We start from the raw sequence: 18,770 nt of genomic DNA on the forward strand, positions 1-18,770 counted from the left end.
CGCCTCAACGCCAACCGCTGGGCGGCACCGGCAACCGCAGCGCCAGGGCCAGGCCGGTGAAGACCACGAACAGCAGCAGCTCGCCGGCATTGGCCAGCGCGCCCAGCAGGCTCAGCCAGAACGGCAGCCCCAGGCCGACGGCGCCCACCATCGCCAGCGTCAGCAGGCCGGCCAGCACCCCGTGCACCTTGACGTAGTGCGGCATCCAGCGGCGCAGGGCGTCCAGGTTGTCCACCCGCATCGCACGGTGCAGGAACAGGTCGCCGCGCGGCGCCTGCATCAGGCCCACGGGAAACAGGTAACGGGTCCACAACGAACGGCTCGACGACATGCTCGGCTCCCGGAACAGCAGCACTTCAGGCGGGATGTCCGCCATTGTCCCGGATCCGGGTTAACCCTTGATTCCAATGGGACACGGGCCCGGCGCTTCTGCGCAGTCCGTCACGCCGCCGCCGGCTGACAGCACTGACACCCTTGGCAGCCCTGGCATGGCAGGACTGTCCGAGCACCCCGCCGAAGGCACAGAGCGGGGCCGCCGCCCAGAGCCAAGTGCTTGAAAACACGCCTGTTTTTCTGACGCCCCCCGCTGGCACGGGGCTTGATAGAGGCGGGGCATGCCCTCTTCCACGCCCCGCATCACCGTGCTGGGGGCCGGCTTTGCCGGCCTGTCCACCGTCCGCGCCCTGCGCCGGCAGGCGCCGCACGCCGAGATCACTCTCGTCGCGCCCCGGGCCGAGCTGCACTACCTGCCCGGCATCATCTGGATCCCGGCCGGCCTGCGCCGGCGCGAGGACCTGGTGGTGCCGCTGGACAACTTCTTCCGGCGCCAGCGCGTGCAGCATGTGGCGGCGGAGGTCACCGGCCTGGCCGACGGCGGGCGCACGGTGCTGACCAGCGCCGGCCCGCGGGCCAACGACGGCCTGGTCATCGCCACCGGCGGACGCTTCCTGAAAAAGCTGCCCGGCATCGAGCACGCCATCACCCCCTGCGAGGGCATTGCCGCGGCCGAGCGCATCCGCGACCGGCTGCGGGCGATGTCCGGCGGCACCGTCGCGGTGGGCTTCGCCGGCAACTCGAAGGAGCCCAGCGCGGTGCGCGGCGGGCCGATGTTCGAGTTCCTGTTCGGCATCGACGAGCAGCTGCGCCGCGAGGGCCGGCGGGAGCGCTTCGAGCTGGTCTTCTTCAACCCCTCGACCGAGCCCGGTGCCCGCCTGGGCCCGCAGGCCGTGCAGCATCTGCTGGGCGAGATGGCCCGGCGCGGCATCCGCACCGTGCTGGGCCACAAGATGGTCCGATTCGAAGCCGATCAGGTGGTGACCGAGGGCGAGGCCTTCCGGGCCGACCTGATCCTCTTCATGCCCGGCATGACGGGCAACGCCTGGTTCGATGCCACTGAACTGCCCCGCTCGCCCGGGGGCCTGCTGCAGGCCGACGCGCACTGCCGCGTGCCCGGCTTCGAGCGGGTGGTCGTGGTGGGCGACTCCGGCAGCTTCCCTGGGCCCGACTGGATGCCCAAGCAGGCCCACATGGCCGACCTGCAGGCTCAGGCCGCGGCCACCAACCTGCTGGCCGATCTGGCCGGCCGGCCGTCCCAGGCCACCTTCCCGGTGGAGCTGGTCTGCATCGTCGACGCGATCGACCACGGCACCCTGATCTGGCGCACCGAGCGCCGCCACCTGATGTGGCCCTCCAGCCGCCTGCTGCACTGGGCCAAGCGCGGCTTCGAACGTCACTACCTGAGGCAATACCGATGAACACCTCTCCTGTCCTGAGCCCCTACGACCGCCTGGGCGGCGAAGCCGGCGTGCGCCGTCTGGTCGAGCGCTTCTACGCGCTGATGGATGAGCTGCCCGAGGCCTACACCGTGCGGCAGATCCACCCCGAGAGCCTGGCCGGCAGCGCCGACAGCCTGTTCAAGTACCTCAGCGGCTGGTTCGGTGGACCGCCGCTGTACACCGCCGAGAAGGGCCACCCCCGGCTGCGCATGCGCCACCTGCCTTACAGCGTGGGCCCGGTGGAGCGCGACGAGTGGATGCTGTGCATGCGCCAGGCCCTGGCCGAGACAGTGGACGACATGGCCCTGCGCGCCCTGCTGGAGAAGGCCTTTGGCGACATGGCCGCGCACATGGTCAACAGCGACGGGCGGCGCTGCCCGGGCGAAGCCGCGGCCTGAGCCCGCGGCCCTTCAGCCGGCCGCGGCCACCTGGCGGCCCAGCGTGCGCAGGGCCGCGTCCACCGTGTCGTCCATCGCCCGGCCGCAGCTCAGGCGCACGCAGCCGTCGTAGCGCCGGCCGGTGGAGAACATCGAGCCCGGCGCGATCTTGATGCCCCGGGCCAGCGCGGCGTCGAACAGGGCGTCGCCACTGGCGCCCTCGGGCAGCTGCAGCCACAGCAGCATGCCGCCCTCGGGCAGGGTCACCCGGGTGCCGGGCGGGAAGTGGGTGGCGATGCGGTCGGCATAGGCATCGCGGTGCTGGCGCAGGGCCTCGTTCAGGCGCCGCAGGTGGCGGTCGTAGGCAGGGCTGTCCAGGAACTCGGCCACCGTGGCCTGGGGCAGCTCCTCGGGGAAGCGGCTCTGGGTGTACTTGAGCATCTCCACCCGGGCCTGCCAGCGCCCGGCCAGCAGCCAGCCCAGGCGCAGGCCGGGCGCCAGGATCTTGCTCAGCGAGTTGCAGTGGACGACGCCGCCGGCCCGGTCCCAGGCCTTGAGCGGGCGCGCCGGCTGGGGGCTCATCTCGCCGTAGATGTCGTCCTCGATCAGGGCCACGCCGCGTTCGGCGCACAGGGCCACCAGGGCGGCCTTGCGCTCGTCGGGCATGGTGCAGCCCAGCGGGTTGTGCAGGGTGGGCATGACGGCGACCGCCTGGATGGACGGGTCACTGTCCAGCGCGAAGGCCAGGGCCTCCACCGACAGGCCGTCGCGCGGGCTGGTGGGCAGCTCGATGGCGCGCAGGCCCAGGGCTTCGATGATCTGCAGCAGGCCGTAGAAGCTGGGCGACTCCACCGCCACCGTGCCACCGGGCTGGGTCACCGCCCGCAGGGCCAGGTTCATCGCCTCAGTGGCGCCCTGGGTGATGACGACCTCCTCCGGCGCGGCTGTCACGCCGCGCGCCAGGGCCCGCCGGGCCAGCGCGGCGCGCAGCAGCGGGTGGCCGTACCGACGGGTCATGCTGACCAGGGCGGTGGGCGCCAGCCGCAGCTTGCGCTGCATGATGCGGGAGAGTGCCTCGCCCGGATACAGCGCGCTGGGCGCTACTGCCAGCGCCAGGTTCACCGCCACCGGCTGGCGCTGGCCGCGGGCCAGGATCTCCGAGACATGGGCCGAGATGCCGACGTAGGCCGCCGGGTCGATGGGCTGCACGCCCGCCTCGGTGGCCGGTGGCAGGCCGCGCCGACGCGGGTGCTGTACGAAGTAGCCGGAACGGGCCCGGGCCTCCAGCCAGCCCTCGTCCTCCAGTTGACGGCAGGCCTGCAGCGCGGTGGACAGGCTGACGGCGTGGGTGCGCATCAGCGCGCGCACGGAGGGGAAACGGTCGCCGGGGCGCAGCGAACCGGCCTGGATGGCCGACAGGTACTGGTCGGCGATGCGGCGGTACAGCGGGTTCATGGCGCGGGCCAGTGTGGGTGCAGGGCCGGAATCACAACAGACACAGAGTGTCGCGGATCGGACCAGAACAGATCGTGTTGGGGGCTGCTGTTGCGGGGCGCCGCGTACGGGGCTGTGCCTGCCCGAGCGACGCCCGGCGCCGCACAGTGGAGGCCATGCACACCGCCCCCTTGATCTCCACCATCCCCCTGGCCGCTGGCCAGGGCCTGAGCCTGCGTCTGCGCCGGGGTGACCGGCTCTGGCTGTCCCAGGGCTGTCTGCAAGTCCGCCCGCCGGCCCAGTGGCTGGGCGAGCGCTGCTGGCAGCCCAGCGCGACCTGGGTCGAAGGCCATCAGCAGCAGATCGACGACGCCGGCGAATGGCAGTGGCAGGCCCTGACGGCCGTCACGCTGCGGCTGGAGCGACGCCCCACGCCGTGGACTCAGCTGGCCGCTGCGCTGGCCGGCCTCAGAGTTCGCTGGCCCGGTCGGCCCGCCCGCGTGCCTTCTCCACCGGGTACTTGACCGCGTTGACCACCATCTTGCGGGCGGCGGCGTCCAGCAGGTCCACCTCCAGCGCGCTGGCCAGCTGCACCAGGTAGAGCAGCACGTCGGCCATCTCGGCAGCCACCGCGTCCTTGGCCGGCCCGGCCTGGGCCAGGGCCCGGCTCTGGTCCTCGGTCAGCCACTGGAAGTGCTCCAGCAGCTCACCGGCCTCAACGATCAGCGCCGAGGCCAGGTTCTTGGGCGCGTGAAAGGGCTGCCAGTCCCGCTCGGCGGCGAAGTCGCGCAGGCGCTGGCTCAGCTGCGCCAGGCTGTCGGGCGCCAGGAAGGGCGGAGACGGGGGAGTCGACATCGATGGCGGGCCTCAGAAATGCAAAGAGCCCCTTGCGGGGCTCTTCAGTGTGCCGCCAAAGCGGCTGCCATCAGTTGCTGGCGGCGGGGGCAGCGGCTTCAGCCGTCGCAGCCTTCTTCACGGCCTTCTTGGCGTGGTGCTTCTTGACGTGCTTCTTGGCCGGGGCCGAGGTCGCGGCGGCCGGAGCGGCAGCGGTGTCAGCAGCGGGGGTGGCGGGAGCGTCAGCAGCAAAGGCGCCGGCGGCGAACACGGTGGCGATCAGGGCAGCGAACAGCTTGGTCATGATGACAAGGACCTTCGGGTCCGTGGGTTGAAGATGACTGTTCAACGAGGGGCCCGAACCGGCGGTTGACGGCCTGGCCGACAATCGCGCGAAATTTTTCCTGCCCGCCCCGCGTGACTGCTTCCGCCCTGCTCGACGCCATTGCCCAGCTGCCCCCGCCGACCGGGGCGCAACGCCACTTCCACGGCCGCGGCGGCCGCTTCCCTGGTTGCGAACACTGGACGCTGGACGCCTACCCGCCCGTCTGGCTGCTCACCAGTTACCAGCCGGTGGAAGACGATGAGCTGGCCGCCCTGCAGGCGGCCTTCGCGCGCCGCTGGGCCGAGGTCGCCCCCGGCCAGCCGTTGAACCTGGTCTTCCAGCAGCGCGACGAGGTGCGGGCCCAGACCCGGCTGCTGTGCGGCAGCGTGCCCGAGCCGCACACCGTGGAAGAGCACGGCGCCCGCTACAAGGTGCACCTGCTGCGCGGCTTCAACCACGGCCTGTTCCTGGACATGGCCGAGGGCCGGCGCTGGGTGCGGGCCCAGGCCGAGGCCCAGCCGGGCCTGGCGGTGCTGAACCTGTTCGCCTACACCTGCGCCTTCTCGGTCGCCGCGCTGCGGGGCGGGGCCGGCCGGGTGGTCAATGTGGACATGGCCGCCGGGGCGCTGGGCATCGGCAAGGCCAACCACGCCCTCAACGGCCTGGGCGCTGGCGCCAGCTTCCTGCCGCACGACCTGTTCAGCAGCTGGGGCAAGGTGGGCCGCAGCGGGCCCTACGACCTGGTCATCGCCGACCCGCCCAGCTACCAGAAGGGCAGCTTCGTGGCCGAGAAGGACTACCCCCGGCTGCTGCGCCGCCTGCCGGACCTGCTGGTGCCCGGCGGGCGGGCGCTGCTGTGCCTGAACTCGCCCAAGCGCACCGAGGCCGAGCTGCGCGCCTGGGTGGCCGAGCATGCCCCCGCACTGCGCGTGACCGAACGCCTGCCCAACCCACCCGCCTTTGCCGACGCCGACGAGACGCGCTCGCTCAAGGTGCTGGTGGCGCAGCGCGTGGACGGCGCCCCGGCCGGATAGCATGGGCCGATGAGCTTTCCCACGCTGGAGACCCCGCGCCTGCGGCTGCGCGAACTCACCCTGGACGACGCCCCGGCGCTGCTGGCCATCCACGGCGACGGCCCGGCCATGCGCTATTTCGGCACCGAGCCGCTGACCACCTTGGCGCAGGCCGAAGCGCTGGTGCACAAGTTCGCCGCCTGGCGCCAGCAGCCCCACCCCGGCGTGCGCTGGGGCCTGGAACGGTGCGCCGATGGGGCCCTGGTGGGCAGCTGTGGCCTGTTCGGCTGGAACCGCGACTGGGCCAAATGCAGCACCGGCTACGAGCTGGCCGCGAGCGCCCGGGGGCAGGGCTTGATGCGCGAGGCCCTGCGGGCGGCCTTCGACTGGGGCTTCACCACCATGGAGCTGCACCGCATTGAGGCCCAGATCCACCCGGACAATGCGCCCTCGCTGGCGCTGGCCGAGGGCCTGGGCTTTGTGCGCGAGGGCCGGCTGCGCGAGGCGGGCTTCTGGAGCGGGCAGCGCCACGACCTCTGGCAACTGGGTCTGCTGCGGACCGACTGGGCCCCCTGCTGAACGCGGGCGCCCCCGGGCACATCAGGCAGGTCCCCGGCCCGGTTTTCCGGGCTTTGCCCCGGGGCGGGGCGCCCAACACTGGCGGCACCGCGCGAGGAGACCGCCATGAAGCTGCCGTTGTCACTCTGTGCCGGGCTGGCCCTGGCCCTGCCCGCCCACGCTGACCTGACCCCACTGGACACCCCGGCGCTGCGGGCCGTTGCAGGTCAGGCCGCCGCCCCCAAGCCCGCGCTGCCTAGCTTGGCGGCACTGGTGGCTTGGCTGCCCGACGGCAGCTTCAGCGACAGCACGCTCGGCCCCGAGCAGTTCCTGGCCCAGCTGCGCCAGCACGGGCTCAACGACCTGCCCACCGCGCTGTACGACGGCCGGGACGTGACCCAGTGGGTCTTTGCCGACCACCCATTCGACCTCCGCCTGGACCTGGCCCAGTGGCTCGCGCCGCAGCCCACGCCCAGCCTGCGCCCCCTGGGCACGCTGAGCTTCAGCGGCCTGAACCTGGGCGGCACGGTGGTCTGGGTCTGGGGACACTGAGCCGGGCAGGGACAATCCATGTCCCCGATCTCTTTGCGGAGCCCCGCGTGAAGCCCTACACCATCGAAGTCCAGCGTCTGAAGTCCATCCGGCACGACCACCACGGCCTCATCGAAGTGGCCCTGGACGCCCTGGTGACGACCCGACAGCCCACGCGCGACAGCGAGGACGGCGTGCCGTCGAGCTGCCTGAGCCTGCCGGTGGAGCATGCCCGCACCCTGGTGCTGCTGCTCAAGCAGCAACTGGCCGAGCTGGACAAGCTGAACCCGCGCAGCCGGCGCTCCGGCCGGGCCTGACGCCCGGCGTCAGCCCAGCAGGCGGCTCCAGAGCGCCGACAGCGGCATGGCCAGCGCCAGGGCCGGCAGCATGTTGGCCACCGGAAAGGCCTGCAGCCCGCAGATGCGAAAGCCGGTGGCCAGCAGCAGCGCCCCGCCCGTGGCGGAGAAATCCGCCTGCATCGCCGGCGTCACCAGCGGCAGGATCAGCACCGCCGCCGCGGCCAGGCACAGCTGGATCGCCAGCTGCGGCAGTGCGATGACCGCCACCGCGTAGCCCAGGCCGGTCGCGAAGATGGCGGCCGTGAAGAAGTCCAGGAAGGACTTGGTGATCAGCAGCGTGGCGTCGCCGGTCATGCCTTCCTGCATCGAGCCAAACACGCCGATGCCGCTGGCACAGAACAGCACCGTGATGGCGACAAACTTCTCCAGGAACTGCGCCTGCGACATGCCCGAGGGGGCCGGGGTCACCCGCTCCACCAGGCGCTTGGCCAGACCGGCCACCGTGCCAATGCCGCGCTCCAGGTAGACCAGCTCGCCGACGATGGTGCCCAGGATGACTGACAGCACCATCACCGGCAGGTGCGCCACCTTCTGGATCAGCACGACGGACATCGCCATCGCGCACAGGCCGAAGATCTGTGGCAGTGTGGCGCACAGCCGCTGTGGCAGACGCCGGGCCAGGGCCGCCCCGCCGATCGCACCCAGGAAAATCGCGCTGCTGTTGAGAAAGGGACCGACGATCATGACGCGGCTCGGCCCGCGTCGTCGTGAGGGAAATGCATGGCCGGATTTTGCCCCTGTGAGAATATTTCTGCTGGCGGCCCGCCGAGCCAGCCGGCCGCCCCTGCCGGCGCACGGTGCTAGCCTTGCCCGCCTGAACCAACACCGCGATCACGCTCAGGGAGGGAGCAACATGGTGAAACGACGGCCGGCCGTGGTGGGCTTGGGCCTTCTGGGGCTGCTCGGGTCTGCCGCGACCCTGGCCCAGGAGGCCCCCACGCCCACCCCCAGCAGCCCCCTGCAGAGCAGCAGCGCGCTGATCGCGCTGGACTACCAGGTGATCCGGGTGCCCGGCGATGAAGCCATCGACCTGACTGGCTTCCACGTGTACCAGCGGGCCACCGACTGGCTGTACCTGGGCGCCGGCGTGTACGCCCCACTGGCGCGCGGCGCCTATGGCGGCTTCACCGCCTTCGATGTGGGCGCCCATGTGCGGCAGCGGTTGGGGGGCCCGTGGCTGGCCACCGCGGGCGTGTCCGGCGGCGGTGGTGGTGGTGGCCGCAGCATCGAGCAGAGCAAGCTGCTGTCCGGCTCGGGGGGCTTCTACAAGGCCTATGTCGGGCTGGGCTACGACTTCGGCCGCTTCTCGGTCGGCGCCAACATCGCCAAGATGAAGTTCAGCCATTCGGCCATCGACGGCACCCAGGCCAACGTCTTCCTGGAGATCCCGTACAGCTACCTCACCGGGCCCTTCGCCAGCCAGGGCCAGGCCCTCGCCCCCGACGACGCGCAGCGCGCCACCGCCGAGACAGGCGAGAACATGCTGACGCTGGTGGCCGACAACTTCATACAGATTCGCCCCCAGGGGTCCTTCAAGGGCCGGCTGGGCGTGGCCGACCTGCAGTACGCACACTTCATCGCCCCCGACACCTACTGGTACGCCGGCCTGGGCGTGGGCTACCACGGCCTGCCGCTCTACAACCAGGTGCTGGGCGGCCTGGGTCAACGGCTGCGCCTGTCGCCCCGCACCCGTCTCTATGCCCAGCTGGGGGTCGGCTCGGGCGGCTATGCCCCCGAGAAGATCGACACCGATGCCGGGCTGCTGGTCTATCCCAAGCTGTCGGCCGAATACCTGCTCACGCCGGACTGGGGCCTGTCCCTGTCCGGCGGCTACTTGATGGCGCCCAAGGGCTCGTCGAAGAACGTCACCTACGGCCTGGCCCTGACCCATCACCTGGGCGGCCCACGCGGCGGCTGGGGCGACAGCTTCAGCACGCCGACCTACCAGGCCTTCCGCATCGGCCTTTTCCAGCAGACCGAATTCCAGGTGCGCTACCGCGACACCGACCGGGGCACGCTGCGGATGGCGGGCGTGCAGGCCGACGCCATGCTCAACGCGCACTGGTACCTGCCGCTGCAGGCCGCGGTGGCGTACAGCGCCTACCTGGGCTATCCCGGTTATGGCGAACTGCTGGCCGGCATCGGTGTCCAGACGCCGGCCGCTCCGCTGCAGGCCTTTGGCCAGCTGATGGGCGGCACCAACGTGCATGGCCCGGCCGTCAAGGCCAGCGCCGGTCTGCGCTACACCCTGAACGACCGGCTGGCGCTGAACCTGAATGCCGGCCGCACCGAGGCCCGCAGCTCGTCCGGCCAGCATTTCAGTGCCAACAGCGTGGGGCTGGGGGTGGATTACCTGCTGGCGGTGCCGGTGCGCTGAGCCCACGCGATGCAGCAGCTCTACGTCGCCTCCCTGCTGGCCAACTTCTTCGAGGCCGGCGGGTCCATCCAGGTGCTGCTGGGCGACATGGACCGCGCGCAGTACGAGGCCTCGCGCCTGGCCCGGCCCGAGATCGAGCGCCACCTCAAAACCATGGCCGACAGCGCCCAGGCCCTGCCCGAGGAGGTGCGCGCCCAGATGCCCAAGGTGGACTGGCCCGCCTGGGCGGCGCTGGCCACGCTGGTCCCGCCGCGCGACGAAGCTGCGCGGGCCCGGGTGTGGACGGTGCTGTCCACCTGGCTGCCGCCGGCCGGGCTGGAACTGCGGCGCTACCGGGCGCGCTTGCCCGGCCTGTGGGCGTTCAGCCCCTGAGTCGCACCGGCCGACAGGTCAGCGCCCAGCCGGGGCGGAAGGGTGGCCCAGTGTGAAGACGCTGACGGCCTCGGTCAGCCGCGTGGCCTGACCGCGCAGGCTTTCTGCGGCGGCCGCGCTCTCTTCCACCAACGCGGCGTTCTGCTGGGTCATCTGGTCGAGCTGCTGCACCGCGCTGTTGACCTGCACGATGCCTTGCGACTGCTGTTCGGCGGCCCCGGAGAGCTCGTTGATCAGCTGGCTGACCTGGTGGATCTGCGAGACGATCGCCCCCATCGAGGTCCCGGCGGCATCCACCTGCCGCGCGCCGATCTCGACCTTCTCCACGCTCACACCGATCAGTCGCTTGATCTCCCGCGCGGCTTCGGCCGAGCGGCCGGCCAGGCTGCGCACCTCGCTGGCCACCACCGCAAAGCCACGGCCTTGCTCACCGGCCCGGGCCGCTTCAACCGCCGCGTTCAGCGCCAGGATGTTGGTCTGAAAGGCAATGCCGTCGATCACGCCGATGATGTCGGCAATGCGCTGGGACGAGGTGGTGATGTCCTGCATGGTGTGGACCACCTCGGACATCTGTTCGCCGCCCTGGGCCGCCGCCGCCGAGGCCTGGGTGGCCAGCTGGTCGGCATGGCGGGCCGTGTCCGCGCTGCTGCGGATGGTGCCGGCAATCTCCTCCATCGACGAGGCCGTCTCCTGCAGGTTGCTGGCCTGCTGCTCGGTGCGCTGGCTGAGGTCGGCGTTGCCGGTGGAAATCTGGCTCGACGCGGTGGCGATGCTGTCGCTGCCGCTGCGGATCTGCTCGACGATGGTGGCCAGGCTGTGCTGCATGCTGCCCAGCGAGGCCAGCACGCTGCCATGCGGCGCCTGCGCAGCGGCCGGCAGCGGGCTCAGATCACCATCGGCAATGCGCTGCGCCATCGCCCCCAGCGCGGCAGGCTCGGCGCCCAGCGCCTGGCCCAGGCGGCGCGAGAGCTGCAGTGACAAGACCACCCCCGCCACCAGCGACAGCAGGATGGCGCCGAGCGTGACCCGCTGGGCCAGCGCGTAGTCCGCGGTGCTGCGGGCCTGCAACTCGGCATTGCGGTTGGTCTGGTAGGTCACGATCTGGCTGATGGCATCCTGCAGCGCCTGCATGGACGGGCCGCTGTGCTCGGTGAGCCAGCGGCCCGCCTCATCCCGCTGCCCCTGTTTCACCAGCTCCGCGAAGCGCTGGAACTCCGGCACGGCCCGCTTGTCGTTGATCTCATAGACGGCATCCACCAGACGGGACGCCTCCGCATCGTCGCGGTAGCGCTGGCGCAGCTCCTCACGGCCCTTTAGAAAACGCTGCAGGGCGGTGTTGATGCGCTTCATCGTGGCCTGGATGGCCGCAGGGTCGGTGATCACCATGGTGGTCATGATCGACTCCACCCCGATGTGCACCTGGACCGACACATCCTGGGCCAGGGCGAGCTTGACCCCGGCATCGCTGACCAGATCATCCAGGTTCTGGTGGGTTCGCTGCAGGTGCCACAGCGCAATGCCCCCGCTCAGGGCACACAACAACGTGAGCAGGCCAAAAGCGGCCATCAACTTGATGCGCAGGGGCAGCTGGTCAAACTTTGAGGTCATCGCTGAACAGGAAGAGGTCAAGGCAAAACGTCCACACAGGCCTGCGCCTGTGCCGGACGACATTGCTTGAAACATCGACCTTTCCCTCGCAGACTTAAAACATCAGCGGCATGTTTTTCCATTGACCTGCTCCCCCCAGGCCGTGCCAAGTTCTGGTGGTGGGCGCTCTTCTGCCTGCTGGGCGGCTTGATCCTGGGCGTGATCAGCCACAAGCTGTCCGCGATCTTTTCCCTGGCCACCCTGGTGCCGTACCTGGCCGTGGCCGCGCGCCGCCTGCATGACACCGACCGCAGCGGCTGGCTCCAGCTCGTCGGCCTGATTCCGTTTGTCGGCTGGCTTGTTTTGATCTATTGGCTTGCCCAGGAAAGCAAAAGCGGCAGCCGGTGGGCGTGAGAGGTACCGGCGCCTAAGCTGCCCACTTCCGACCCCGGATGGCGTACTCCACCATCAGGTCGTACACGTTGTCGCACTTCTGCTTGAATGCGGTGCGGTCGTAGGTCTCGGGCAGGTCCTGGTCGAGCACCCGCTCGATCTCGGCCCGCACCTGCTTTTGCGTCTGGGCGTTCATGTGCCAGCCCTGCACCAGCACCTTGGGTTGCTCGGCCACCAGGCGCTGTAGCAAGTGCTTGGCCGCCAGCTTCACACGCTGGGTTTCGTCCTGGGTGAGGGCGTCCTTCTTGAGCAGGTCAAAGATCTCGAGTTCGTCTTCGGTCAGCCCTTCCCGGATGGCCCGCTCGGCTTCCTCTTTGAGTGACTGTGCGAAGGCGGTCAGCTCTTCGTAATAGTTCTCTGTGGCGGTGGCGCCTGAGTTGTAGGTGTCGATCACCTTCTGCAGCCGCTGCACGAAATCGCCCCGCGTGCTGTTCTGGGCCAGCATCTCGGCCAGCTTGCGCTGCAGAAAGGCCTGCAGGTCCGCGATCTCGATGTTCTTGTAGGGGGCCCGCTGGAATTCTTCCCGCAGCTTCTCGACATTGACCTTGCTGAGGTCCCAGGCCTTGCCGCGCTGGACGATCTTGAACTGGGCTTCGAACTCCTTGGCCGCCAAGACCTCGGCCTTGTCCACCACCACGCTGGCGTCCATCAGGGCCTCGAGGCGCTGCACGGCGTTGTCGATGTCGGCCTGCTCGACGATGGCATCCATCACCCCGCGCAGGAACTGGAAGGCCGACACCACCTGGCTCTTGCCCTGCCCCAACACCTCCGGCTTGCACGCTTCGTACAGCGAGGAAATGGTGTTCTCGTAGACATTGAAGGACTTGCGCTGCTCCTCGCTGGCCAGCAGCGTGTCCGCAAAGCCGTTGAACCGCCCCAGCTTGGTGAACACGTCGCCGCTGTCCAGGGCTTCATGCAAGGCCACCCCCTGGGTGTGGCAGAAGGCGAAGCCCTGTTCGATGGCCTCGTCCAGCAGGGCAAAGAGCTGGCTCTTGTCCTGCACAGGCAGCTCTTCGTCGTCCGGCCCGGCCGCGTAGTCGCGCAGGGCCTTCTTCATCCGTCGGAAGACGTTGTAGTAGTCCACGATCTCGCCATGGCGCTTGGCCACACCGTGGATCTCGTGACCGGTCACCCGGTTGGCCCGCGCGATGGTCTGCATCAGCGTGTGGCCCTGCATGGGCTTGTCCAGGTACAGCGTGCTCACCGTGGGGGCGTCAAAGCCCGTCAGCCACATGGCGCAGACAAACACCAGCTGCAGCGGGTGTTCCGGGTCCTTGAAATTGAACTCGATGTCGTGGCCATGGGCGTCCAGCGCGTTCATGCGCTGGCGGTGAGGCTTGATGTCGAGGTTCTTCTTGGCGAACTTCTCTTCCTCGCCCGCTTCCTCGCTGACGATCACCGCCATCTGCGCCGTGCTCATCCAGGCCTTGAGCTGCTTCAGGCGCTGCCGCTCCACATCATTCTGCGTGGCCGTGATGCGCCCGTTCAGCGCCTTGATCTCCGCCTTCCACAGGGCCTGCACCTTGTCGTACATGGTCACAGCGGTGAACTTGTCCACCGAGATGACGATGCCCTTGCCCAGGTAGCCTCGGCGAGGAAAGTGGAAGACGATGTCGCGGGCAATGGTCTCGAGCCGGTCGTCCACCTTGATGACCGCCATCTCCTGGGCGAAGCGCTTTTCCAGCTTGGCCTGGGCCGGCTCGTCCAGGTTCTCGTCCTCCAGAATCTCGGCGAACTCCTCGCTCAGGTCGTCGTTCTGGATCAGCACCTCCGGCACGCGCTTCTCGTAGAACAGCGGCACGGTGGCGCCGTCTTCCACGCTCTGCTGGAAGTTGTACTCCGACACGTAATCGCCGAACCAGGCGTTGGTCTTGCGTTCCTGGCCCAGCAGCGGCGTGCCGGTGAAGGCCAGGAAGTTCGCGTTCGGCAGGCCGGCGCGCATGTTCTCGGCGAGGCCCGCGTACTGGGTGCGGTGCGCCTCGTCCACGATGACGACGATGTCGTCGCGGTCGGACAGCAGCGGGTAGTCCTTGCCCTTCTCGAAGCGGAACTTCTGGATCAGCGTGAACACGACGCGCTTGTTCTTGCCCAGCATCTCGCGCAGTTGGGCGCTGCCCTTGGGCCGCACATCGTCCGTGGGCGCCACCACGCCGGTGTGCAGGAAGTTGCGGTAGATCTGCCCGTCCAGGTCATCCCGGTCGGTCACCACGACGAAGGTGAAGTTGCCGGTGAGCTTGCGGAAGATCTTGCGCGTGTAGAACACCATCGAAAAGCTCTTGCCCGAGCCCTGGGTGTGCCAGAACACGCCGAGCCTGCCGCCCAGCTCGCGCCGGCGCTGGAACTGCGCGAAGGCGTTGTTCACCCCGATGAACTGGTGGTTCTGCGCGATGACCTTCTGCGTCTCGCGGTAGAACACGCAGAAGTTCTCCACGTAGTCCAGCAGCCGCTCGGGCGTCAGCAGACCCAGCACCGCCCGTTCCACGCTCAGGCCCTGGGCGGCAATGGCCGGGCGGTCCAGCTTTTCCTTCTCGTCGTCCACCCGCAGCCAGGTGAAGAAGTGCTCCCATTGCGCGGTGATGCTGCCCAGCCGGGTCTCGATGCCATTGCTCAGCAGGCACAGCGCGTTGGCGGTGAAGAGCTGCGGGATCTCGGCCTTGTAGGTGGTCAGGTTGTCGTCGAAGGCCGCGCGCAGCTTCACGTTGCTGTTCTTCAGCTCGATGAACACCAGGGGCAGGCCGTTCACGTACAGCAGCACGTCGGGCCGGCGGTAGCCAAGCTCGCCGCGCACCCACAACTGGCTCACCGCCAGGTAGTGGTTGCGGCCGCTGCGCGGGTCATGCGCCTCGAAATCGATGACCTTCAGCCGCTCGGTCACCGTCTGCCCCACCTGCGGCCCGGCCTCGGGCTTGTAGCTCACCGGCACGCCGTCGCGGATCAGGGCATCCATCTCGCGGTTGGCCGCCACCAGGCTCATGGCCGTGCGTGGCTGCACCAGCTGGGCCAGGGCCTGGTCCACCGCGTGGGCCGGGGCCTGCGGGTTCAGCCGCTCCAGCGCGGCGCGCACGCGGTTGGCCAGGATCACCTCGCGCTTGTCCGCACGGCCAGAGCCGTCGTTCAGGTCATCGGGCTGGGCCGTGAAGCAGTTCAGCGCATCGAAGCCGCACAGGTGCTGCAGCCGCTGCAGCAGGGCCTGCTCGATGTCGTCTTCGCTGATGAAATTCTTCGCGGCGGCCACGTCACCTCCCTGGTGTTGCTGCTTGTGGAGAAGAAGACCTGCTAAGGGGCTATCGCCTCACGCGGCGCGGCCTCTGCGGGCGGCGGCTGCATGCTGGGCGGGAACTGGATGTCTAGCGCGTCGACGCGGAGTTTGCCGGAGATCAGGCGGGGGAGCAGTGCATCGCGCATATCGCTCAACCTCCGGCTGCTCTGGGCAAGTTGCTCCGCCTGTTGAAGCATGGGCTCTGCAATCAGCGACACCCGATCTTGCAAAGCACGGGGCGGCATCGCCACACTTTGCGCGAGGATGAGGTCAGGCTTCAAATGGAGAACATTCGCCCCGTTGGCGAACTCCTTGATGTGGCTTGCGAACCCCGAGAAGCGCAGGAACAAGTAGAGATACGTCGGGTCGATTTTCTTTGGTTCTAGCTTGATGACATCCAGCGAAATGACAGCGCCCCTCTCGCCGAGGTCCGGCACCCGCGCGGCTCGCCCGACGACCACCCGGTCCTGCGTCATGTCGGTGACCGCCATGACGATGTCTCCCTGTTTGACCAACTGCTCGCTCTTGAACTCACCCTTGTAGTGTTTCAATCCACCCGCACGGTAGCCGCCACCTCGGTTGAAAGACTTCAGTGTCACGAAGGGCATGGCCGTCGGGTCATCGACCAGATCGTCCGAGGCGTAGGACTTGCCTTTCACGATGCCGCAGTGTTGCCCAAGCTTCACCACTTCCCAGCCTTCTGGAATACCTTTCGAGAAGGTGGCGGCCTCACAGCCCGGAAATCGCATCCGCACAAACCACTCGCGGTAGATCTCTTCGGCCATGGACTCCAGCAAGGCGATGCGGCGCTGGTTGTTGGCGATCAGGTCGTCAATCGTGCCCAGAATCGCAGCGATCTTTTCCTGCTTGTCGGGCGGTGGGAGGATGACCGGCAGTCGATGCTGCTCAGTGATGCCGAGGTAGGCACGAGTTGAGCCAGACCCGGCCAGCATTTGCAGCGTCTGCTGGAACAAGGAGCTGTCAAAGTAGGCCTTCAGGTACCTGTTGCTGAGCGCCGCTTTGTTCTTGACGCGGTAGTAGGTCACCTGGGGCGTCAGCATGATGTACGGATGCCGGTCGTAAGCCACGATGGCGGTTTCACCAATCGTGGCCTTGTGCGTCAATAACACGTCGCCGTTCTTTGCGAATCCCTTGCGTAGACTTTCGGCCTGACGCTCGGTGATGAAGGCGCATTGGTCATAGTCAACGCGACCGTTCTTGAGATCGCTCGCCATCACGAACGGCACGCCCTCGGAAACGAAGTCCGCTGACTTGGGGTGAATTTCTCCGTGGTTACCGTCGATAGGTCGCTCCAAGACGCCTCGTTTGACCAGATCACCTACGGTCGTGAGCTCAAAACTTGCGTCCCGTACGCCGATGGCTTCTCTCTTGTCCATCAGTGGCCCCCAAGGATGGCCGCAAGGTTCTTGGTCAACGCCCCCTCAAGCGCGTGCGCTTCAGCTGTGAATGATTCCAGTTCGGCGTGCTGTTCTGCGATCGCAGCTAGGAACTCTTCCTCCGTCTTCCCATCCTCCTCAATCACCACGCCCACATACCGCCCCGGGTTCAGAGACCAATCCTGCTCAGCAATTTCCTCGCGGCTGGCCAGCTTGCACAGGCCGGTGACGTCTTCGTAGGCGGCCTGGGGGAAGCGCTCCTGCAGCCAGCTCACATGCTGGTAGTTCAGCTCGGCGACCTTCAGCTCGTCGTGCAAGGCCTGCACCGCCGCCTTCACGCCCTTGGTCTGGCGGTTGGCGGTGGCACGCTTGCCGTCTGCCTTGGCGGCCTCAGCCTGACGCTTGTCCATCTCGCGGATGGCCTTGTCCAGCGCCTTCACCGCCGCGTGCAGGCCGGTGAAGAAGGGCGTGAACTGGGCGCGCAGCAGGTGCTGGGCGGTGTTACGGTCTTCCACGCTGTGCTTCTGGCCGCGGGTGCGTTCGTGCTGGGCCTGGGCTTGTTCCAGCGTGGCGAGCTGGCCCCACTGGGTCTGCAGCGCGGCGATGGCGTCGCGGGCGACCTGGCTGGTTTCGGCGTCGGCGGCTTCTTCGGCCAGCACGGTCAGCAGGCGCTCGCTCAGCGTGGGCAGTTGTTCGGCAGCCTCCTTCAGCTGGGCCATGCCCTGGTGCAGGTAGGCGTCCACCTGGTCCACAAACTCCTGGCGCCGGCCCTTGTGCAGGCGGGGGATGAGGGCGATGTTCTGGATCTGCGCGTCGCTCAGCTCACGGTGGGCGCGGTCCACCTGGGTGAAGATGTTGCGGGCGTCGATGAACAGCACCTTGTCATCGGTCTTGCCCTTGTCGAAGAACCACAGCGTGGCCGGCAACGTGACGGTGTAGAACAGGTTGGACGGCAGCGTGAGCATGCCGTAGATGAGGTTCTGCTCGATCAGCGTGCGGCGGATGTCGGCCTCGGAGTGGCGGGCATCGCTGGCCGAGTTGGCCATGACCAGCGCCGCGCGGCCGCCAGGCTTGAGCGACGTGGCGAAGAGGTTGATCCAGAGGTAGTTGGCGTTGGGCACTGTCTCGACGGCCTTTTCCTTGCCGTCCTTGCCCTCTGATTTCTTGGCCTTGGTCTTGTTGCGCGGCACGCCGTAGGTGTTGAAGCGGCGGTCCTTCTCCACGGCGTCCAGCGTCACGTCGTCCACGTTGAAGGGCGGGTTGGCCATCACGTAGTCGAAGGCGCCGAAGGCGTTGAAGGGGTCTTCGTAGTAGGTGTTGGCCTGCTTGATGTCGCCGCGCAGGTTGTTCACGGCCAGGTTCATCTTGGCAAGCTTGACGGTCTCCAGCGTCTTCTCGGTGCCGCAGACGAAGACGTCCAGGTCGGCGGCCTTGTCGGCCTGGTGCTGCAGGATGAACTCGGCCGACTGCACGAACATGCCGCCGGAGCCGCAGGCCGGGTCGAACACCTTGCCGCCGTGGGGCTCGATGATCTCGGTCATCAGCTTGACGACGGAGCGCGGCGTGAAGAACTCACCGCCGCCCTGGCCTTCGCTGAGCGCGAAGTTGGCTAGAAAGTACTCGTAGATCTGGCCGAACACGTCGCCCGAGGCATCCACCGGGATGTCGGAGAAGAGCTTGAGCAGGTCCTTGGGGATGTGCTGGTTCTTGGGGCTGCGGGTGAAGCGGTCGTACTCTTCCTGCGGCAGCACGCCCAGCAGCTCGGGCTTGGTGTTCTCGATGCTGGCCATCGCGCGGCGGATGGCCTTGGCGATGTCTTCCTTCTCGGGCAGATTCAGCAGGTGGTCGTAGCGGGCAAAGTCCTTCAGGTAGAAGCCGCACTTCTCGATGGCGATTTCTTCCAGGGTGCGTTCGCGCCGGGTGCCCTTGAGCTTCTGGTATTCCTGCAGGATGGCCGGCTCGTGCTGGCGGTATTTGTTGTCAGCGAACTTCAGGAAGATCAGGCCCAGCACCGGGGTGCTGTACTCGCTGGCCTTGAGGTCGGAGTTGGCGCGCAGCTTGTCGGCGGCGGCCCAGAGGTCTTTTTCGAGTTGCTTGAGCTGGTTGCGGTTCATGGCCC

19 protein-coding genes are annotated in these 18,770 nt (G+C 68.1%); 10 read left to right on the forward strand and 9 right to left on the reverse strand.

Annotated elements, in window-relative coordinates:
• Positions 1-4: 4 nt before the first annotated feature.
• The gene (locus tag KGA65_RS18010) at positions 5-331 is read right to left on the reverse strand and encodes a hypothetical protein (RefSeq protein WP_225864502.1); all 327 of its coding nucleotides are present in this window, start codon (positions 329-331) and stop codon (positions 5-7) included.
• Positions 332-614: 283 nt separating this feature from the next.
• Between KGA65_RS18010 and KGA65_RS18015 the strand changes: the two genes are divergently transcribed.
• Both KGA65_RS18015 and KGA65_RS18020 read left to right on the forward strand, forming a co-directional pair.
• Positions 615-1,754, forward strand: coding sequence for an NAD(P)/FAD-dependent oxidoreductase (locus KGA65_RS18015; protein WP_225864503.1), 1,140 nt, complete (start codon positions 615-617; stop codon positions 1,752-1,754).
• Entirely contained in the window at positions 1,751-2,173 is a 423-nt protein-coding gene (locus tag KGA65_RS18020) for a group II truncated hemoglobin (RefSeq protein ID WP_225864504.1), read from the forward strand. The genes KGA65_RS18015 and KGA65_RS18020 overlap by 4 nt, the downstream gene beginning before the upstream one ends.
• A gap of 12 nt (positions 2,174-2,185) precedes the next feature.
• On the opposite strand, the gene KGA65_RS18025 is transcribed toward KGA65_RS18020, so the two are convergent.
• Positions 2,186-3,607 carry an aminotransferase-like domain-containing protein gene (locus KGA65_RS18025; protein WP_225864505.1) on the reverse strand — a complete coding sequence of 474 codons (1,422 nt, stop codon included), beginning with the start codon at positions 3,605-3,607 and terminating at the stop codon, positions 2,186-2,188.
• A gap of 155 nt (positions 3,608-3,762) precedes the next feature.
• On the opposite strand from KGA65_RS18025, the gene KGA65_RS18030 reads away from it, so the two are divergent.
• On the forward strand, positions 3,763-4,110 hold the full coding sequence (locus KGA65_RS18030) for a hypothetical protein (protein ID WP_225864506.1): 348 nt from the start codon (positions 3,763-3,765) through the stop codon (positions 4,108-4,110).
• Here the strand turns inward: KGA65_RS18030 and KGA65_RS18035 are convergent.
• On the reverse strand, positions 4,055-4,441 hold the full coding sequence (locus tag KGA65_RS18035) for a nucleotide pyrophosphohydrolase (protein WP_225864507.1): 387 nt from the start codon (positions 4,439-4,441) through the stop codon (positions 4,055-4,057). The two genes, KGA65_RS18030 and KGA65_RS18035, sit on opposite strands and share 56 nt — an antisense overlap.
• A gap of 70 nt (positions 4,442-4,511) precedes the next feature.
• Entirely contained in the window at positions 4,512-4,724 is a 213-nt protein-coding gene (locus KGA65_RS18040) for a hypothetical protein (RefSeq protein ID WP_225864508.1), read from the reverse strand.
• 113 nt (positions 4,725-4,837) lie between these two features.
• Between KGA65_RS18040 and KGA65_RS18045 the strand changes: the two genes are divergently transcribed.
• From KGA65_RS18045 to KGA65_RS18060, 4 genes are all read left to right on the forward strand, one after another.
• Positions 4,838-5,779, forward strand: coding sequence for a class I SAM-dependent methyltransferase (locus KGA65_RS18045; protein ID WP_225864509.1), 942 nt, complete (start codon positions 4,838-4,840; stop codon positions 5,777-5,779).
• Between the two features lie 9 nt (positions 5,780-5,788).
• Positions 5,789-6,337, forward strand: a complete 549-nt coding sequence (locus KGA65_RS18050; protein ID WP_225864510.1) for a GNAT family N-acetyltransferase — start codon at positions 5,789-5,791, stop codon at positions 6,335-6,337.
• Positions 6,338-6,442: 105 nt separating this feature from the next.
• A complete protein-coding gene (locus KGA65_RS18055; protein ID WP_225864511.1) occupies positions 6,443-6,868 on the forward strand; it encodes a hypothetical protein in 426 nt (141 codons plus the stop codon).
• Between the two features lie 47 nt (positions 6,869-6,915).
• The gene (locus KGA65_RS18060) at positions 6,916-7,164 is read left to right on the forward strand and encodes a hypothetical protein (RefSeq protein ID WP_225864512.1); all 249 of its coding nucleotides are present in this window, start codon (positions 6,916-6,918) and stop codon (positions 7,162-7,164) included.
• A 9-nt stretch (positions 7,165-7,173) separates the two neighbouring features.
• Here KGA65_RS18060 and KGA65_RS18065 read toward each other — a convergent pair whose 3' ends face one another.
• On the reverse strand, positions 7,174-7,890 hold the full coding sequence (locus tag KGA65_RS18065) for a DUF554 domain-containing protein (RefSeq protein WP_225864513.1): 717 nt from the start codon (positions 7,888-7,890) through the stop codon (positions 7,174-7,176).
• Between the two features lie 169 nt (positions 7,891-8,059).
• On the opposite strand from KGA65_RS18065, the gene KGA65_RS18070 reads away from it, so the two are divergent.
• Together KGA65_RS18070 and KGA65_RS18075 are read left to right on the forward strand one after the other, a co-directional pair.
• Positions 8,060-9,583 carry a hypothetical protein gene (locus KGA65_RS18070; protein ID WP_225864514.1) on the forward strand — a complete coding sequence of 508 codons (1,524 nt, stop codon included), beginning with the start codon at positions 8,060-8,062 and terminating at the stop codon, positions 9,581-9,583.
• A gap of 9 nt (positions 9,584-9,592) precedes the next feature.
• Positions 9,593-9,955: a hypothetical protein gene (locus tag KGA65_RS18075; protein ID WP_225864515.1), complete on the forward strand. Its 363-nt coding sequence runs from the start codon at positions 9,593-9,595 to the stop codon at positions 9,953-9,955.
• Between the two features lie 18 nt (positions 9,956-9,973).
• On the opposite strand, the gene KGA65_RS18080 is transcribed toward KGA65_RS18075, so the two are convergent.
• Positions 9,974-11,563 carry a methyl-accepting chemotaxis protein gene (locus KGA65_RS18080; RefSeq protein WP_225864516.1) on the reverse strand — a complete coding sequence of 530 codons (1,590 nt, stop codon included), beginning with the start codon at positions 11,561-11,563 and terminating at the stop codon, positions 9,974-9,976.
• 66 nt (positions 11,564-11,629) lie between these two features.
• On the opposite strand from KGA65_RS18080, the gene KGA65_RS18085 reads away from it, so the two are divergent.
• Positions 11,630-11,956: a DUF805 domain-containing protein gene (locus KGA65_RS18085; protein ID WP_225864517.1), complete on the forward strand. Its 327-nt coding sequence runs from the start codon at positions 11,630-11,632 to the stop codon at positions 11,954-11,956.
• 13 nt (positions 11,957-11,969) lie between these two features.
• On the opposite strand, the gene KGA65_RS21110 is transcribed toward KGA65_RS18085, so the two are convergent.
• From KGA65_RS21110 to KGA65_RS18100, 3 genes are read right to left on the reverse strand one after another with little or no spacing between them, the layout of a single operon-like run.
• Positions 11,970-15,230 carry a type I restriction endonuclease subunit R gene (locus KGA65_RS21110; RefSeq protein WP_225864518.1) on the reverse strand — a complete coding sequence of 1,087 codons (3,261 nt, stop codon included), beginning with the start codon at positions 15,228-15,230 and terminating at the stop codon, positions 11,970-11,972.
• 41 nt (positions 15,231-15,271) lie between these two features.
• The gene (locus KGA65_RS18095; protein ID WP_225864519.1) at positions 15,272-16,651 is read right to left on the reverse strand and encodes a restriction endonuclease subunit S; all 1,380 of its coding nucleotides are present in this window, start codon (positions 16,649-16,651) and stop codon (positions 15,272-15,274) included.
• Positions 16,651-18,765: a type I restriction-modification system subunit M gene (locus tag KGA65_RS18100; RefSeq protein WP_225864520.1), complete on the reverse strand. Its 2,115-nt coding sequence runs from the start codon at positions 18,763-18,765 to the stop codon at positions 16,651-16,653. Before KGA65_RS18100 ends, KGA65_RS18095 begins: the two co-directional genes overlap by 1 nt.
• Positions 18,766-18,770 lie beyond the last annotated feature (5 nt).

It is taken from the genome of Ideonella benzenivorans, from assembly GCF_020387415.1.
Lineage (GTDB): Bacteria > Pseudomonadota > Gammaproteobacteria > Burkholderiales > Burkholderiaceae_C > Ideonella > Ideonella benzenivorans.

Bases quoted from the DNA above. Each gene is read 5' to 3' on its own strand.
- KGA65_RS18010 (WP_225864502.1), bottom strand. From the start codon at position 331: ATGTCGTCGAGCCGTTCGTTGTGGACCCGTTACCTGTTTCCCGTGGGC.
- KGA65_RS18015 (WP_225864503.1), top strand. From the start codon at position 615: ATGCCCTCTTCCACGCCCCGCATCACCGTGCTGGGGGCCGGCTTTGCC.
- KGA65_RS18020 (WP_225864504.1), top strand. From the start codon at position 1,751: ATGAACACCTCTCCTGTCCTGAGCCCCTACGACCGCCTGGGCGGCGAA.
- KGA65_RS18025 (WP_225864505.1), bottom strand. From the start codon at position 3,607: ATGAACCCGCTGTACCGCCGCATCGCCGACCAGTACCTGTCGGCCATC.
- KGA65_RS18030 (WP_225864506.1), top strand. From the start codon at position 3,763: ATGCACACCGCCCCCTTGATCTCCACCATCCCCCTGGCCGCTGGCCAG.
- KGA65_RS18035 (WP_225864507.1), bottom strand. From the start codon at position 4,441: ATGTCGACTCCCCCGTCTCCGCCCTTCCTGGCGCCCGACAGCCTGGCG.
- KGA65_RS18040 (WP_225864508.1), bottom strand. From the start codon at position 4,724: ATGACCAAGCTGTTCGCTGCCCTGATCGCCACCGTGTTCGCCGCCGGC.
- KGA65_RS18050 (WP_225864510.1), top strand. From the start codon at position 5,789: ATGAGCTTTCCCACGCTGGAGACCCCGCGCCTGCGGCTGCGCGAACTC.
- KGA65_RS18055 (WP_225864511.1), top strand. From the start codon at position 6,443: ATGAAGCTGCCGTTGTCACTCTGTGCCGGGCTGGCCCTGGCCCTGCCC.
- KGA65_RS18065 (WP_225864513.1), bottom strand. From the start codon at position 7,890: ATGATCGTCGGTCCCTTTCTCAACAGCAGCGCGATTTTCCTGGGTGCG.
- KGA65_RS18070 (WP_225864514.1), top strand. From the start codon at position 8,060: ATGGTGAAACGACGGCCGGCCGTGGTGGGCTTGGGCCTTCTGGGGCTG.
- KGA65_RS18075 (WP_225864515.1), top strand. From the start codon at position 9,593: ATGCAGCAGCTCTACGTCGCCTCCCTGCTGGCCAACTTCTTCGAGGCC.
- KGA65_RS18080 (WP_225864516.1), bottom strand. From the start codon at position 11,563: ATGACCTCAAAGTTTGACCAGCTGCCCCTGCGCATCAAGTTGATGGCC.
- KGA65_RS18095 (WP_225864519.1), bottom strand. From the start codon at position 16,651: ATGGACAAGAGAGAAGCCATCGGCGTACGGGACGCAAGTTTTGAGCTC.
- KGA65_RS18100 (WP_225864520.1), bottom strand. From the start codon at position 18,765: ATGAACCGCAACCAGCTCAAGCAACTCGAAAAAGACCTCTGGGCCGCC.